A 14,390-nucleotide genomic window follows, 5' to 3' on the forward strand; every position below is an offset into this window, starting at 1 on the left:
GCCTCCCCCTCGTCCGCCCTGTTCGTATGTGTCCGACGCGGGTGCCGGAGAGGCACCACGTATTTATCGGTTCTGGGAGTTTAGGAGTTGCGCGGAACGCCGCTGGACCATTGGACCAGAGGCCAGCGCCGATGCCTCAGCGGGCCTGCCGCAAGGATGAACGGCGCCGTATGGTCACTGCTGCAACGAGGATGCAGGCAACCATGGCCAGGAAGGGGGTGTTGCCCCACAAGGCGTAGGGGGTCAGGCCGCGATGGCCCTGCACTTCCACCTCCAGCGCGCCGCGCGTGAAGGCGGGCAACACGGCGCTGACGCTGCCGTCCGGCGCCACCAGTGCGGTCATGCCGGTGTTGGTGGCGCGCAGCATCGGCCGGCCGGTTTCCAGCGCGCGCCACTGGGCGATCTGCAGATGCTGCGGCTGGGCGTGGCTGTTGCCGTACCAGGCCAGGTTGGAGATGTTGAGCATCAGCGTCGCCTCCGGCAACGCGTGCAGCAGCTCCTCGCCGAAGACGTCCTCGTAGCAAATGTTCATCGCGATGCGCTGGTCGCCCAGCTGCAGCGGAGGCTGGGTTGCGCCGCCACGGCTCTGGTCCGCCATCGGGATCTTCGCCAGCGAGAAGAACCAGCGGAAACCCGGCGGCTGGAATTCGCCGAAGGGCACGAGGTGGTTCTTGCCGTAGTGCTGCGCCGGGCTCGAACCGCGCGAGATCGCGCTGTTGAACACGCGCCCCTGCTCGTCGCGGGTAAAGATGCCGAGCACCACGTCGCCCCCCGCCGCACGCGCCAGCGCGCCCAGGTGATCGAGGTAGCCGGCGGGCAACTGCTCGTCGAACATCGGCAAGGTGGTTTCCGGCAGCACCACCAGGCTGCGCGCGTGCTGGCGCACCATGTCGGCGTTGAGTGCCAGCCAGTCCTGCACGCGGGCCATGTCCCACTTCTGGTCCTGCGGGATGTTGGTCTGCAGCAGGGCAACCTTGAGCGGGGCGCCTTCCGGCTGGGTCCAGGCCACGCCGCGCAGGACGACGCCGCCCGCCAGCACGGTGACCACCGCGGCGGCGGCCAGCGGCCAGCGCAGGCGGCCGCGCAGGGTCTGCCCGACCAGCGCCACCACGAACACCAGCAGCATGCTGACGCCATACACGCCGAGTACCGGCGCCCAGCCGGCCAGCGGGCTGGGGGGCGCCTGGGTGTAGCCGATCATCAGCCAGGGAAGCCCGGTGAACAGGTTGCCGCGCAACCACTCGCCCAGCATGTAGGCAGCGGCGGCGAGCGCCGCATCCCACACCGGCCGGCCGCTGCGCAGGCGCAGCATCAGCCACCCGGCCAGCGCGGTGAACAGCGAAAGGTAGGCGCACAGCAGCAGGATGGACAGCGCGGCCAGCGGCGGCGCCATGCCGCCATAGACGTTGAGGGCGACGTACATCCAGCCCAGGCCCGCCGCAAAGAAACCCAGGCCCCATGCGAAACCGGCGGCAGCGGCGCGGCGCGCCGTGCTGCTGCCATCGCACAGGCCCCACAGCACCAGCCAGCCCAGCGGTGCCAGCCAGCTCTGGCCGAAGGGTGCGTAGGCGAACACCATCGCCACGCCGCTGCCGAGTGCCAGCAGCAGCCGGCCTTTCTCGCTACGGGGCCAGAACCGGCTCAGGCGGCCGGCAATCGGAAGAACGGAGGACATGCGAAAAGTATGGACGGGACGGATGACACGCCGATGCAGCGGGTGGCTCAGCCAGCGCCGGTGCCGTCAGTTCTGCGCATCGACGATCACCAGGGGGGCCAGCTGGCGATAGCGGCCGCCGTAGTACAGCAGCGGCTCGCGGTCGCTGCGGCTGCAGCGCTCCACCTCGCCGATGAACACGAGGTGGTCGCCGCCGGCATGGCGGATGGCGTTGCGCACCTCGAAGCTCGCCGCGCAGCCCGGCAGCAGCGGCGCCCCACCGAGGCCCGGCGTCCACTCGACACCGGCAAAGCGGTCCGGCTGCTTGCTGGCGAAGCGCCGCGACACGGCCTCCTGGTCGGCGGCCAGCACGTTGATGGCGTAGTACTCGCAGGCTTCCAGCAGCGGGCGCTGGGCCAGGTGCAGCGACAGGCTCCACACCACCAGCGGCGGCTCCAGCGACACCGAGTTGAAGGAATTGATGGTCATGCCCACGAGGGTGCCGTCGGCAAGCTGCGTCGTCACCACGGTGATGCCGGTGGCGAACTGGCCGAGGCAGCGGCGGAAGGCCAGCGGGTCGCGGGGATCTTCGGGAATGAAGGTGGAGGCGGTCACGGTGTCGGGGGCTTGGCCGGTGCGGCGGGCAGGTACGCCGCACGGTATCGGCGATGTCCCCGGAATCGGGGAAAAGCGGCATTATCCGTGCGCGCCCCGCTTCCGTCGAGGCGGGTTTCAGTTCGAGCGCGCCACCACGCCCGCCCCACATCGCGTCACTCGCGTTACATGAGCAAGTTCGCCGACACCCTCGTTTCCTGGCAACGCCAGCACGGTCGCCACGACCTTCCCTGGCAGCAGACCCGCGACCCGTACCGGGTGTGGCTGTCGGAGATCATGCTGCAGCAGACCCAGGTCGACACCGTCATTCCGTACTACAACCGCTTCCTGCAGCACTTTCCGGACATCGCCAGCCTGGCTGCCGCGCCGCAGGACGCGGTGCTGGCACAGTGGAGCGGCCTCGGTTACTACGCCCGCGCCCGCAACCTGCACAAGGCCGCGCAGATCGTCATGGCGGAGCATGGCGGCCGGTTTCCGCAGACGGCAGCCGGGCTGGTGGAGCTGCCCGGCATCGGCCGCAGCACGGCGGCGGCGATCGCCAGCTTCTGCTTCGGCGAGCGCGCCGCCATCCTCGATGGCAACGTCAAGCGCGTGCTGTGCCGCCATCGCGGCGTGGACGGCTTCCCCGGCGAGCGCGCGGTGGAAACCCATTTGTGGGCACTGGCCGAGGCGCTGCTGCCGGCCGAGGGCATCGACACCTACACCCAGGCGCTGATGGATCTCGGCGCCACGCTGTGCACCCGCAGCCGCCCCACCTGTGCGATCTGCCCGGTGGCGGCCGATTGCGTGGCGCGCGAAACCGGCCGCCAGGCGGAACTGCCCGCCGCCCGCCCGCGCAAGCCGGTGCCCCAGCGCGCGCTGGACGTGCTGGTGCTGCGTGCCAGGCGTGGCAACGCAAGCCGCGTGCTGATGGAGCGCCGTCCGGCCAGCGGCATCTGGGGCGGCCTCTACAGCCTGCCGGAATGCCAGGAAGGCGAGAGCCCGCTGGCCTGCGCACAGCGCCGCTTCGGCATCACGGCCACCGAGGCCGAGGCGCTGCCGCCGGTGCGCCACAGCTTCACCCACTTCACGCTGACCCTGACGCCCTGGCTGGTCGAACTGCCGACGCTGCCCCGCATGGCCAGTGACGACAACCTGTACTGGGCAGATGCCGACACCCTGCCGAGCCTGGGCCTGCCGGCGCCGATCCGGCGCCTGCTGGCGGACGTGCCGGCCCTGCTCGAAACACAGGAATGAACGCCTGGCGGTGAACGAAAAAGGGTGCGCCTCGGCGCACCCTTTTTCATGCCGTCCGGATGTTCAGCCGGGCCCCGGACCCGATCACACGGTGAACTTGCGCACCGCGCCGTCCAGTCGCGTGGCGATGGTCGCCAGTTCGTCGGACAGGCGGCTGGTCGTCTCCGCCACCGTCAGGTTCTCCTGGCTGGCGCTGGAGATGCGCTCCATGTTGCGGGCGATGTCCTGGCTGGCGGCGCTCTGCTCGGTCGCCGCCGAGGCGATGGTGGCGATGTTGTCTGCCGTGCTCGCCGCCTGTGACTCGATGCTGCGCAGCGCCTCGGTGACGGCCTGGGTGCTGCGCACACCTTCTTCCACCTTGCCATGCGCTTCGTCCATGCCCACCACCGCCTGCGCGGTGTCGTGCTGCACGGCGGCGATCTTCTCGTAGATCTCCTGCGTGGCGGAGGTGGTGCGCTCGGCCAGCTTGCGCACCTCGTCGGCCACCACCGCGAAGCCACGGCCCTGCTCACCGGCGCGCGCCGCTTCGATGGCCGCGTTGAGGGCCAGCAGGTTGGTCTGGTCGGCGATTTCCTTGATGACGTTCACGATGCTGCCGATTTCTTCCGAGCGCTTGGCCAGCACGGACACGGTTTCGCTCACGCGGGTCACCGTCTCGGCGATCTGGCGGATGCCCTGGGCGGCGTCATCCGCCGTCGCAGCACCGGTGCGGGCCGCGCTGGCGGCACGCTGGGTTTCGCGCTCGACGCCGTTGGTGGTGTCGGCGATGTGGCTCACGCTGACCGACATTTCCTCGATGGTGGACGCGGTGGCTTCCACCGCCTCGGCCTGGCTACGCGAGGCGTGGTCCACCTGTTCGGCCACGGCGGTGAGCGAACGGGCGGCGTCCAGTTGTTCGCGCACACCCTGGCCGACGTCGACGATCACGGTCTGGATGCGGGCCACGAAGGTGTTGAACCAGTGCGCCACCTCGGCGAACTCGTTCTTGCCACGCGCATCCAGGCGACGGGTCAGGTCGGCGTCGCCTTCGGCGATGCTGCGCAGCGCGTCGCGGATGTGCAGCAGGGGGCGGGTGACGACGACACGCAGGGCGATGACCAGCGCCATCACGATGATGATGTCGACGATGACGATCTGCGCCAGCAGGCGGCCGATGGAGCCGCTCAGTTCGGCATCCACCGCGGTGCGGTTGTAGCCGACGTTGAAGTCGCCGATGACGCGGTCGGCGTCGCCGTCCTTGAAGCTGATCTGGCCGGTGTGGTTGAGCCCGCCGGCCGGCACCTCCTTGGCGTCCTTCAGCTCGTCCGGCTTGCCATCCTTGTCGCGCCCGACCACCAGCGTCCAGCCCTTCGGCGTCTTGATGCCGATTGCATCCACGTTGGCGCTCGCCAGCTCGGCCTTCAGGATGTTCGCCATGGTCGGCGTGTCGAAGGTCCACAGCGGCTGCGACAGGTTGCTCTGCAGGCGCACGGTGGCGGCGTCCAGGTCCTCCTTCAGGCCGCGCTCCAGGTCACTCTTGAGCTTGAGGTAGTTGAGGCCGCCGGAGATCGCCAGCACGGCGGTCACGATGACGAGGAACAGCAGGTTGAGTCGGAAGCTGATGGCGTTCGGATTGAAGCGCAGGGTCTGGTTCATGGCAGGGCTCTCCGGCGTGGGCAACGCAACGGGGGAAACAGGACATCCGGTACATGGCCGGCGTCCGGAAATGAAAACTCGGGATCAGGACCTGGCAGCGGTCTTGACCGGGGCCGCCTTGGCGGGGGCGGGCGTACCGGTCGGGTCGAACCACAGGCCCGGCTCGTTCAGCGGGGTCTCGGGCGGCAGGGTGGCGTTGTCCATGCGGATGACCTTGCGCGACTTGAGCTGGGTGCTCTCCACGAAGCTGCCGAAGTACTTCTCGAACAGCGCGTCGAAGGTGCCGTCGGCCATCATGCGGCGCAGGCCGGTCTCGATGCGCTTGGCCAGCGCCGGGCCGTTGCCGGTCTGGCTGACCATGAAGTAGCGCGGCAGCGGATACACCAGCACCAGGCTGGGCTCCAGCACCAGGTCCGGCATGTCCTCGGCGGTCTTCAGGCTGGGCGCAGCCTCCCACGGGGCGCGGGCGAACATGTCGAAGCGCTCTTCGTTGAGCATGCGCATCAGGCCCGGCGAGTAGTTGCCGCCCACTACGTTGAAACCCGCCTGGCGCAGGATCTTGGTGTCCGGCCACTGCGAGCCCTGACCAACCTTCAGGCGCTGCAGGTCTTCCAGCGAGTTCACGGCGGCGAACTTCGGCAGGTCCTGCTTGCGCACCAGCATCAGGCGCCAGCCCAGCAGGCCGCGGTCCAGCGGGATGCGGACGGGCAGCAGCTTCTTTTCGTCCTCGATGTTGGAGCCGCGGGTGATGACATGCAGCTCGCCGGTGTTGTCGACGATGGCGCTGATGGCGCGCGGGGCGGCCATGGGGCTGGGCGTCTCGGCCAGTTCGTAGGCGCCCATTTCCTTGGTGTGCTCCAGCGCCTCCTGCAGCATGTGCACGAAGTGCTTGGCCTCGTTCTTGTTGTAGATGAGCTTGATGTCCTCGGCGCTGGCAGGCGCAATGAAGACGGGCAAGGCAAGCAGCGGGACGAGCGCCCGCGCAAGGCACGACAAGGGACGACGCATGGGGACACCACCTGGCAAACGATTGACTTCGTCTGCCGGTAACGGTTGTCCGACCCCGCTCTTTAGGGTTTTTCCCTATGAAAATAACAACTTGCCACAAACAACAGAACGCTTGTGGCCGCAGGCGGCCGGCCTTGCCAGGCAGGCCGTTGCGACGGGCCGGCGTCCGGCCCGCCCGTCATCCCGGGGCTCAGGGCGGCCCCGGGTCGCTCAGGGATTGGCCGGCGGCGGCACCGCGGCACGCGGCCACAGCAACCACATGCGGCCCTGCTGGCGCATGCGGCCGGCCTGTGCGCCCGCCTCCGCACCGAAGCCCCAGAAGAAGTCCGCCCGCACGCGGCCACGGATGGCACCACCGGTGTCCTGCGCCATCACCAGCCGGTTCATCTGGCCGCCTTCGGGCTTCGGGAAGCTGATGAACACCGGTGCGCCCAGCGGCACGGTGCGCGGGTCCACCGCGATCGCACGGCCTGCCGCGAGCGGCACGCCCAGCGAGCCCTTGGGCCCTTCGCTGCCGGCCGCCTCCTCGCGGAAGAACACGTAGCTGGGGTTGGCGTTGAGCAGTTCGGACAGGCGCGAGGGGTTGGCTTTCACCCAGTTCTTGAGGCCCTGCATGCTGGCCTGCTCCAGCTTCATCTCGCCCTTGTTGATCAGGTAGCGGCCGATGGAGATGTACGGGTGGCCGTTCTGGTCGGCATAGGCCAGGCGCACCCGGCTGCCGTCGGAGAACTCCGCCTGGCCCGAGCCCTGCACCTGCAGGAAGAAGAGCTCCACCGGGTCCTCCGCCCAGGCCAGCACCTTGGCCTGGAAGCGTTCGCCCTGCGCCTCGATCTGCTCGCGCGACCAGTACGGCAGCACCTTGCGGCCCTCCACGCGGCCACGCAGGCGCAGGCCCTTGGTTTCCGGATACACCGCGGCGAGGTCCAGGTTGAGCATGTCGTCCGGCACGCCATACACCGGCGTGGTGAAGCGCGCGCTCTTCCAGCGGCTGGCGCGGATCAGCGGCTCGTAATAGCCGGTGACCAGCCCTTCCTGCGTGCCATCGGCATTGACGATCTGCCAGGGCTGCAGGTGCGTCTCCATGAAGGCGCGGATGTTGGCGCTCAGCGGCTTGTCGCCCAGCGCACGCGCCGCCTCGCAGGCCACGCTCCAGGCCTCGCGCATCGCCGGCTCGCGGATCGCGCGGCACGAGGCCAGCAACCCGCCCCAGGCCTGCGCCAGGTCGTCCCGCTGCCACTCCGGCAGCGCGCTCCAGTCCGCCGCCTGGAAGGCCGGCACGGCGGGCGGCGGCTCCGGCTTCGCGTCCGGCGTGCGTGGCTCCGGGCACACCGGCGCAGGCGCGACCGGCGGGCACTGCACCGGCGTGGCGGGGCCGGCCACCGGTGCGGCAGGCTGCGTCGGCGTACCCGCGCAACCTGCCAGCAGGGCGAGCACGGAGACGGCACAGAAAGCGGACAGGGCAGGCGAGGCGGACGGAGACTTCATCGGCAGACGGATCATCGGCGAGCGGTACCTGGGCGAACCCGTGAGTGGATCGTGGCTGGATGGGATGCCACCGGCCGGCAAGAGTTCCTGCCCCGGTGCGGCGAACCCGCGGCACCGATGCGACGCGCGCGGGCAGAAGCGCGAAAGTATACTGGCCCTCTTCGCTTCAAGCCCTCCCTGCCCCATGTGGATCCTGCTCCTCGAAGCCCTCGTCGCGCTCACCCTGCTGTTCGCCATCGTCTGGGCCAGCAAGCCGCGCAAGCAACCGCCTGCCGCGCCCGCCAGCAAACCCGACGTCACCCCCACGGCCAACACCCCCGGATCCAACGATGAGCCCCGCTGATCTCGACCGCCTGATCGCCCGCGCCGAACACGTGCTGGCGCGTTTCGAAGCCACCCTGCCGCCGGCCCCGCCGGAGCCCGACTGGAAGGCCCACGCCCACCGCTGGCGCACCCGCAACGGCCGCGGCTGGCTGGAGCCCATCCACAAGCTGCAGGGCATCCGCCCCGCCGACCTGCAGGACGTGGACGCGCAGAAGGCGCGCATCGACGCCAACACCCGCCAGTTCATCGAAGGCCGCCGCGCCAACAACGTGCTGCTGACCGGCGCCCGCGGCACCGGCAAGAGCTCGCTGGTGCGCGCCATGCTGACGGAATACGCGCCACAGGGGCTGCGCGTCATCGAGGTGGACAAGAGCGATCTCATCGACCTCACGCACATCGTGGATCTGGTCACCACGCGCAGCGAGCGCTTCATCATCTTCTGCGACGACCTCTCCTTCGACGAAGGCGAGCCCGGCTACAAGGCGCTGAAAAGCGTCCTCGACGGCTCCTTCGCCGCGGTGCCGGACAACGTGCTGATCTACGCCACCAGCAACCGCCGCCACTTGCTGCCGGAGTACTTCGACGAGAACGCCCGCACCAAGTACGTCGGCGACGAGATCCACCCCGCCGAAGTGGTGGAAGAAAAGATCAGCCTGTCCGAACGCTTCGGCCTGTGGGTCAGCTTTTACCCCTTCAGCCAGGACGAGTACCTCAGCATCGTGCAGCACTGGCTGCGCGAATTCGGCGTTGCGCTGAACGACTGGGAGACGCTGCGGCAGGAAGCGCTGCAATGGTCGCTGATGCGCGGTTCGCGCAGCGGCCGCGTGGCCTGGCAGTTCGCGCGGGATTGCGCGGGACGGCTGGGCAACGCGTGAACACCCTGGTCCGCCCGATGCGTATCACCGACCACCCCGCGCTTCTCGCGTTGTGGCAATCCACGCCCGGCGTCTCCGTGCGGGACGCCGATGGCTTCGATGCCGTCGCAAGCTACCTCGACCGCAACCCCGGCCTGAGCTTCGTCGCCGAGGATGACGGCCGCATCGTCGGCGGCATCATGGCCGGGCACGACGGCCGGCGCGGTTACCTGCAGCACCTGCTGGTGGCGGAGTCGCACCGCGGTCGCGGCATCGGCCGGCAACTGGTGGAACGCTGCACCGCGCAGCTCGCCACGCTGGGCATCCACAAGAGCCACATCGACGTGCTGACCGGCAACGAACCGGCCTTGCAGTTCTGGCAGGCGATGGGCTGGCAGGTACGCAGCGACATCCAGCGCCTGTCCTTCATTTCCGGGGGCGGCAGCAATGTCTGAGCTGCAGCTTTCCGCGAATCAACTCACCGGCCGCGCCAGCACCCACGTGCAGCGCTTCGACCCGCCCGGCTTCACTGCGCACCCGGTCGCCGCCACCGCCTTCCTCGCCATGCGCGCGGAAGCCGCGAAGTCCGGCATCGACCTCACCGTCGCCAGCGCCTTCCGCGACTTCGACGGGCAGATCGCCATCTGGAACCGCAAGTTCCGCGGCGAGCGGGTGCTGTACGCCGCCGACGGCAGCGTGCTGGACCACGCCAGCCTCGACGAGCCCGCGCTGGTCGCTGCCATCCTCGAATGGTCCGCCCTGCCCGGCGCCAGCCGCCACCACTGGGGCAGCGAGTTCGACGTGTACGACCGCGCGGCCCTGCCGCCGGACTACAAGCTTCGCCTGATGCCGGACGAATACGAGCCCGGCGGCGTGTTCGCCACGCTCACCCAATGGCTGGACGCCAACATGTCGCGCTACGGCTTCTTCCGCCCCTACGATGCGGAGCGCGGCGGCATCCACGCCGAGCCCTGGCACCTCAGCTTCGCCCCCGTCTCCGTGCCGGCGCTCTCCGCGATGAGCGTCGCGGTACTCGACGCCGCGCTGGACGACAGCGTGCTGGGCCTCGCCACCGTGCGCGCCGCACTGCCCGCCATCTACACCCGCCAGGTCTGCCTGGTGGCCGACGCGCCCGCGCAACTCACCCAGATCGCCCCCACCGGATTCGCCTGATGGTCAAGAAAGTCGAAGTCGCCGCTGCCGTCATCACCCGCCCCGACGGCAGCTTCCTGCTCGGCCAGCGCGCCCCCGGCGCCATCTACGAAGGCTACTGGGAATTCCCCGGCGGCAAGGTGGAGCCAGGCGAGACGGCTCGCGACGCCGTGGTGCGCGAACTACAGGAAGAACTCGGCATCACCGTGCACGCCGCCTGGCCCTGGCTGATGCGCGAGCACCACTACGAACACGCCCACGTACGCCTGCACTTCTTCGAGATCCCGCACTGGAGTGGCGACATCGCTGACCACGTGCACAGCAAGCTGGTGTGGACGCAGCCCGGCAAGCTCGACGTCTCCCCCATGCTCCCCGCCAACGGCCCCATCCTCAAGGGCTTGTCGCTACCGCGCCTGATGGGCGTGACGCAGGCACATGCCGTGGGCATCGACGCGCAACTGCAAGAACTGGACGCAGCGCTATCGCGCGGCCTGCGCCTGGTGCAACTACGCGAACGCGACCTGCCCGCCGGGCAACGCCCCGCCTTCGCACAACAGGTGCAGTCGCGCTGTAAGGCAGCCGGCGCCTCGCTGGTGGTGAATGAGGATCTGGTGCTTGCGGAGCAGATCGGTGCCAACGGCGTGCATCTGCCCTCGCATCGACTGGCTGCACTGGATGCGCGTCCGGACTTCGAATGGGTGGGCGCGTCCTGCCACGCGCGCGAGGAACTGGAGCGCGTCGCCGCGCTGGGGCTGGACTACGCAGTGCTGGGGCCGGTGGCCGCGACGGTGACGCACCCGGATGCACAGCCGTTGGGTTGGGACGCGTTCAGTGCGATGACGCGGGAATTGCCGATGCCGGTGTTTGCGATTGGCGGCCTGTCACCGGCCGATGACGCCGCGGCGCGCGCGGCGGGGGCGCATGGGGTGGCGGCGATCAGGAGTGTGTGGGGCGGCTGAACCGCGGCTTGCCGTCGTCCCTGCTCGGCACAGCAAGCGACCACGAAACTCTCGTCATTCCTGCGAAGGCAGGAATCCAGTGTCGTTTGTTTTGCCTTGTTGTTCGTGTTCTACCAGCTCCCGCCGTGCGTGCGGTGGTTCATCGTTACGCAGCGCCGGGAATTCGCCCCGGCGGGCGACATACTCTCTGCTGCGCGGCAGAGAGTATGCAGAGAACGCGCCCCGCTTCCGCCGCCACGCTTCGCACGGTCCCCTGCGCTGCTCGCCATGACGAGCGGCTGCGGAACTCGCTTCGCTCAGACAGTCCTCGCCGTCGCGCTGCGCGCGATCCCTCGTCACGGCTGTGCTGCTCGGCGGCTGCAGAGGGGATTGGGGCCGTGCAGACTTGATCCGGCGTGCCTCAACGTTGGAGGTAACCGGACTGCCGAAGGCAGGTCCGGTTGACCGAAAGGTTAGATGCAGTTAACGAGAGCACGATTTACGAACCGATTTTGTTAAATGCAGCACAGAAAAGGCCAAAAGCAAAAAGGCAATGAGCCAAGAGCCAGTTGGAACTTGACCATCAGCCAAACGCTCCGCGAACCAAGGGCCAAAACGATAGAGTTGCAGAGCCGCTGCAACCAAACCCAACCACCATGCCCAAGCGTAACTTCGCCATAGGCCAAAAGCGACAAGAACTCCAACGAACACAGCGATGATCGTTGCGGGACGAGTGAAGCTGTACGTGAGGGTGTAAACGTCGCCCGTGTTAACGAAATGCAGCAATGTGCCGCCCCCAACAACAGCAACGTAGGCAGTGACTAGAAGGCTTGAAATTTTTGATGGTTTAGTCGGCATGGCATCTAACTTGTTTTAGGGAGCAGCTTTGCTGCCTAACATCGGCGCGTGCTCCCTAACATGGCGCCTGCCAGCATCCGGAAAGGCTTGTCACACAAGGGTTTCTGGCTAGTCCGCCTCCGTTCAATACCCACTAACACAATCGACAAAAACCTCACTTCGCAGACAAGGCCGCAGCATACCGTCTGCATGCTTTACATGACGCCACCCATAGAGGCAAAGCGCAGCAATTCAGCACGCCCCCTCCCCCCCTCTGCAGCCGCCGAGCAGCACAGCCGTGACGAGGGATCGCGCGTAGCGCGACGGCGAGGACTGTCTGAGCGCGCAGCGCGAGTTCCGCAGCCGCTCGACATGGTGCGCAGCGCAGGGGACCACGCGTAGCGTGGCGGCGGAAGCGGGGCGGCTTTCTTTGGGTACTTTCTTTGTCCGCACAAAGAAAGTACCTCGCCCGCCGGGGCGAGTCCCGGCTTGGCGTAGCGACTAGTCACCGCACGTACGGCGCGAGCCGGTAGGACAAAGACAAAACCAACGTCACTGGATTCCCGCTTTGCGAGCTTCCGGCATTCGCCGGAATGCCTGCGAAACCCACTACGCGGGAATGACGGGAGTCTGGTGGTAGTTCGTCGCAGCACACACCTGCAGCCGGCAAGGGCCGCAAGACGGCGGCGCTCTCTACTCCCCGCTCTACTCCCCTTTCCTGTCCGCATGCCCCAGGCTGCGCTCCGGCGCCACCACATCCCTCACCCGCTGCTTCAGCTCGGTGATCTCCGGAAAGCGCCCTTTGTCCTTGCGCGACCACACCAGTTCGCCATCCGCCCACACTTCGAACACGCCGCCCGTGCCGGGCCGCAGGGTCAGTTCGGCGATTTCCTGATCGAAGGTGGTCAGCAGTTCCTGCGCCATCCAGGCGGCGCGGAGCAGCCAGCGGCATTGGGTGCAGTAGTGGATTTCGACGCGATGACTCATGACGTTGGCTCCGTGGGCGTTGTCCAGTTGCGTCCGCTTCTCGCAACTTCGTGCCCTGAGCTCGTCGAAGGGCGGGCAGCTCGCTAATAGTTGGCTTCAGCCCTTCCAAATGCTCAAGTGCCGAAGGCCCTGCCCTCTTGCGGCAGGTTGGCTTCGACCCTTCGACAAGCTCAGGGACCGAAGCTCAGCCAACGGCTGTGCTCAACCGTCCCGCAGCTCCCGCCCGGTCAGCTTGAGGAACAGGTCTTCCAGGTTCGCGGGGCGGTGCAGGTAGCGCAGGCCGCCTTGCGCGGACAGGTGTGCCAGCAGGGCGTTCGGGTCGTCGAGGTAGCAGAAGGCGGTTTCGCCGCTGACCTCGAAACGTTTCGCATATGTGCCGGCATGCGCGGCGGCCCAGGCGGTGGCGCCGCCGTCGTGGCCGGCCCAGTCGCCGAAGACTTCCACCACGTGCGGTTCGATGTGCTCGGCGATGAGGTCACGCGGCGTGCCCATGGCGATGATGCGGCCGCGGTCCATCACGGCGATGCGATGCGCCAGGCGTTCGGCCTCGTCCATGAAGTGGGTGGTGAGGAACACCGTGCGGCCGGCGGCGATCTGCGCCTTGAGGCGGTCCCAGATGAGATGGCGGGCTTGCGGGTCGAGGCCGGTGGTGGGTTCGTCCATCACCAGCAACTCCGGGTCCGCAACGAGTGCACGGGCCATGGCGAGGCGGCGCTTCATGCCGCCGGACAGGGTGGGCACCTTGGCGTCGCGCTTGGCCTCCAGGCCGGCGAAGGCGAGCAGTTCCGGCACCCTGGCCCACACCTCGGCGTCCTTGAGGCCGAAGTAGCGGCCGAAGACGACGAGGTTCTCGGCCACGGTGAAGTCGGGGTCGAGGCCGTCGCTTTGCGGCACGACGCCGACGCGCATGCGCGCCTCGCGTGCGCGACCGGGCACCGGCATGCCGCAAAGCTGGATGTCGCCGGCATCCGGTGCGGTGTGGCCCAGCACGCAGCGGATGGTGGTGGTCTTGCCGGCGCCGTTGGGGCCGAGCAGGGCGAAGCACTCGCCCCGTTCCAGCGTCAGGCTGAGGCCGGCGACCACCTCGTTGTCGCCGTAGGACTTGCGCAGGCCGTCGATCCGCAGCGGCATGGCCTACTTCGGCGCCGGCTGCGTCGCGGGCGGTTGCGCGGCGGGCGGCTGGGGCATGGCCGCCTGCAGGCGGGTGCGCAGCTTCGGCTCCAGCGACTGGCCCCAGGCACGACCGGCCTCGCCACCTTCCTTCATCATCCCGGGCATCTCGCCGACCAGCTTGCGGCCGATGGGCGACTCGTAGAAGGCGAGCAGCTGGCGGATCTCGGCGTGGCTGAAGCGCGCCGCATACACCGGCACCATGCGCGACAGGAAGCCGTCCGGCGTATCCACGTTCTCGCGGAAGACGGCGGTCACCTCGCGCTGCAGGATGGCCTTCTGCTCGGCGGTGCACTTGGCGCATTGCTGTTGCAGCAGCGGCATCATGGCGCCGAGCATGCCGTCCACCATGCTGACGGAGCCGGACGACTTGAGCAGGCGCATGACGTCGGCGCGCTTGGCCTCGGTCAGTTCGTCGGCGTGCGCCGGCAGGGCAGCGAGGCAGGAGAGCGCGATGAGGCCGCCCAGGATGCGGTTACGCATGAAAGCTCCTTG

The 14,390-nt window shown here is 68.2% G+C and carries 15 protein-coding genes; 6 read left to right on the plus strand and 9 right to left on the minus strand.

Going from position 1 to position 14,390, the window contains the following annotated elements; genetic code table 11:
* Nucleotides 1–136: 136 nt before the first annotated feature.
* Together lnt and VVD47_RS10570 are read right to left on the minus strand one after the other, a co-directional pair.
* Nucleotides 137–1,675, minus strand: coding sequence for an apolipoprotein N-acyltransferase (lnt, locus tag VVD47_RS10565; protein WP_327603425.1), 1,539 nt, complete (start codon nucleotides 1,673–1,675; stop codon nucleotides 137–139).
* 66 nt (nucleotides 1,676–1,741) lie between these two features.
* Nucleotides 1,742–2,269: a flavin reductase family protein gene (locus VVD47_RS10570; RefSeq protein ID WP_327603426.1), complete on the minus strand. Its 528-nt coding sequence runs from the start codon at nucleotides 2,267–2,269 to the stop codon at nucleotides 1,742–1,744.
* A 168-nt stretch (nucleotides 2,270–2,437) separates the two neighbouring features.
* Between VVD47_RS10570 and mutY the strand changes: the two genes are divergently transcribed.
* The gene (gene mutY, locus VVD47_RS10575) at nucleotides 2,438–3,505 is read left to right on the plus strand and encodes an A/G-specific adenine glycosylase (RefSeq protein WP_327603427.1); all 1,068 of its coding nucleotides are present in this window, start codon (nucleotides 2,438–2,440) and stop codon (nucleotides 3,503–3,505) included.
* 84 nt (nucleotides 3,506–3,589) lie between these two features.
* Here mutY and VVD47_RS10580 read toward each other — a convergent pair whose 3' ends face one another.
* The 3 genes from VVD47_RS10580 to mltA form a co-directional block, all read right to left on the minus strand.
* Nucleotides 3,590–5,140 (minus strand): methyl-accepting chemotaxis protein, encoded by a 1,551-nt coding sequence (locus VVD47_RS10580; RefSeq protein WP_327603428.1) that lies wholly within the window; start codon nucleotides 5,138–5,140, stop codon nucleotides 3,590–3,592.
* A gap of 84 nt (nucleotides 5,141–5,224) precedes the next feature.
* Nucleotides 5,225–6,097: a substrate-binding periplasmic protein gene (locus tag VVD47_RS10585; RefSeq protein WP_327603429.1), complete on the minus strand. Its 873-nt coding sequence runs from the start codon at nucleotides 6,095–6,097 to the stop codon at nucleotides 5,225–5,227.
* Between the two features lie 261 nt (nucleotides 6,098–6,358).
* Entirely contained in the window at nucleotides 6,359–7,633 is a 1,275-nt protein-coding gene (gene mltA / locus VVD47_RS10590) for a murein transglycosylase A (protein WP_327603430.1), read from the minus strand.
* A gap of 184 nt (nucleotides 7,634–7,817) precedes the next feature.
* On the opposite strand from mltA, the gene VVD47_RS10595 reads away from it, so the two are divergent.
* Genes VVD47_RS10595 through VVD47_RS10615 form a run of 5 tightly spaced genes read left to right on the plus strand, consistent with a single transcriptional unit; the run spans nucleotide 7,818 to nucleotide 10,922 of the window.
* A complete protein-coding gene (locus tag VVD47_RS10595) occupies nucleotides 7,818–7,976 on the plus strand; it encodes a hypothetical protein (RefSeq protein ID WP_327603431.1) in 159 nt (52 codons plus the stop codon).
* Nucleotides 7,963–8,832: an ATP-binding protein gene (locus tag VVD47_RS10600; RefSeq protein WP_327603432.1), complete on the plus strand. Its 870-nt coding sequence runs from the start codon at nucleotides 7,963–7,965 to the stop codon at nucleotides 8,830–8,832. The genes VVD47_RS10595 and VVD47_RS10600 overlap by 14 nt, the downstream gene beginning before the upstream one ends.
* Nucleotides 8,829–9,266, plus strand: coding sequence for a GNAT family N-acetyltransferase (locus VVD47_RS10605; RefSeq protein WP_327603433.1), 438 nt, complete (start codon nucleotides 8,829–8,831; stop codon nucleotides 9,264–9,266). Before VVD47_RS10600 ends, VVD47_RS10605 begins: the two co-directional genes overlap by 4 nt.
* Nucleotides 9,259–9,984, plus strand: a complete 726-nt coding sequence (locus VVD47_RS10610) for a M15 family metallopeptidase (protein WP_327603434.1) — start codon at nucleotides 9,259–9,261, stop codon at nucleotides 9,982–9,984. Before VVD47_RS10605 ends, VVD47_RS10610 begins: the two co-directional genes overlap by 8 nt.
* Nucleotides 9,981–10,922: a Nudix family hydrolase gene (locus VVD47_RS10615; protein ID WP_327604639.1), complete on the plus strand. Its 942-nt coding sequence runs from the start codon at nucleotides 9,981–9,983 to the stop codon at nucleotides 10,920–10,922. The genes VVD47_RS10610 and VVD47_RS10615 overlap by 4 nt, the downstream gene beginning before the upstream one ends.
* A 462-nt stretch (nucleotides 10,923–11,384) precedes the next feature.
* On the opposite strand, the gene VVD47_RS10620 is transcribed toward VVD47_RS10615, so the two are convergent.
* From VVD47_RS10620 to VVD47_RS10635, 4 genes are all read right to left on the minus strand, one after another.
* Nucleotides 11,385–11,759 carry a hypothetical protein gene (locus tag VVD47_RS10620; protein WP_327603435.1) on the minus strand — a complete coding sequence of 125 codons (375 nt, stop codon included), beginning with the start codon at nucleotides 11,757–11,759 and terminating at the stop codon, nucleotides 11,385–11,387.
* Nucleotides 11,760–12,443: 684 nt separating this feature from the next.
* Nucleotides 12,444–12,725 (minus strand): SelT/SelW/SelH family protein, encoded by a 282-nt coding sequence (locus VVD47_RS10625; RefSeq protein ID WP_327603436.1) that lies wholly within the window; start codon nucleotides 12,723–12,725, stop codon nucleotides 12,444–12,446.
* A gap of 201 nt (nucleotides 12,726–12,926) precedes the next feature.
* Nucleotides 12,927–13,856 carry an ATP-binding cassette domain-containing protein gene (locus VVD47_RS10630; RefSeq protein ID WP_327603437.1) on the minus strand — a complete coding sequence of 310 codons (930 nt, stop codon included), beginning with the start codon at nucleotides 13,854–13,856 and terminating at the stop codon, nucleotides 12,927–12,929.
* A gap of 3 nt (nucleotides 13,857–13,859) precedes the next feature.
* Nucleotides 13,860–14,378, minus strand: a complete 519-nt coding sequence (locus VVD47_RS10635) for a DUF2059 domain-containing protein (protein WP_327603438.1) — start codon at nucleotides 14,376–14,378, stop codon at nucleotides 13,860–13,862.
* Nucleotides 14,379–14,390 lie beyond the last annotated feature (12 nt).

The sequence above is a fragment of the Uliginosibacterium sp. H1 genome (assembly GCF_036017065.1).
GTDB lineage: Bacteria > Pseudomonadota > Gammaproteobacteria > Burkholderiales > Rhodocyclaceae > Uliginosibacterium.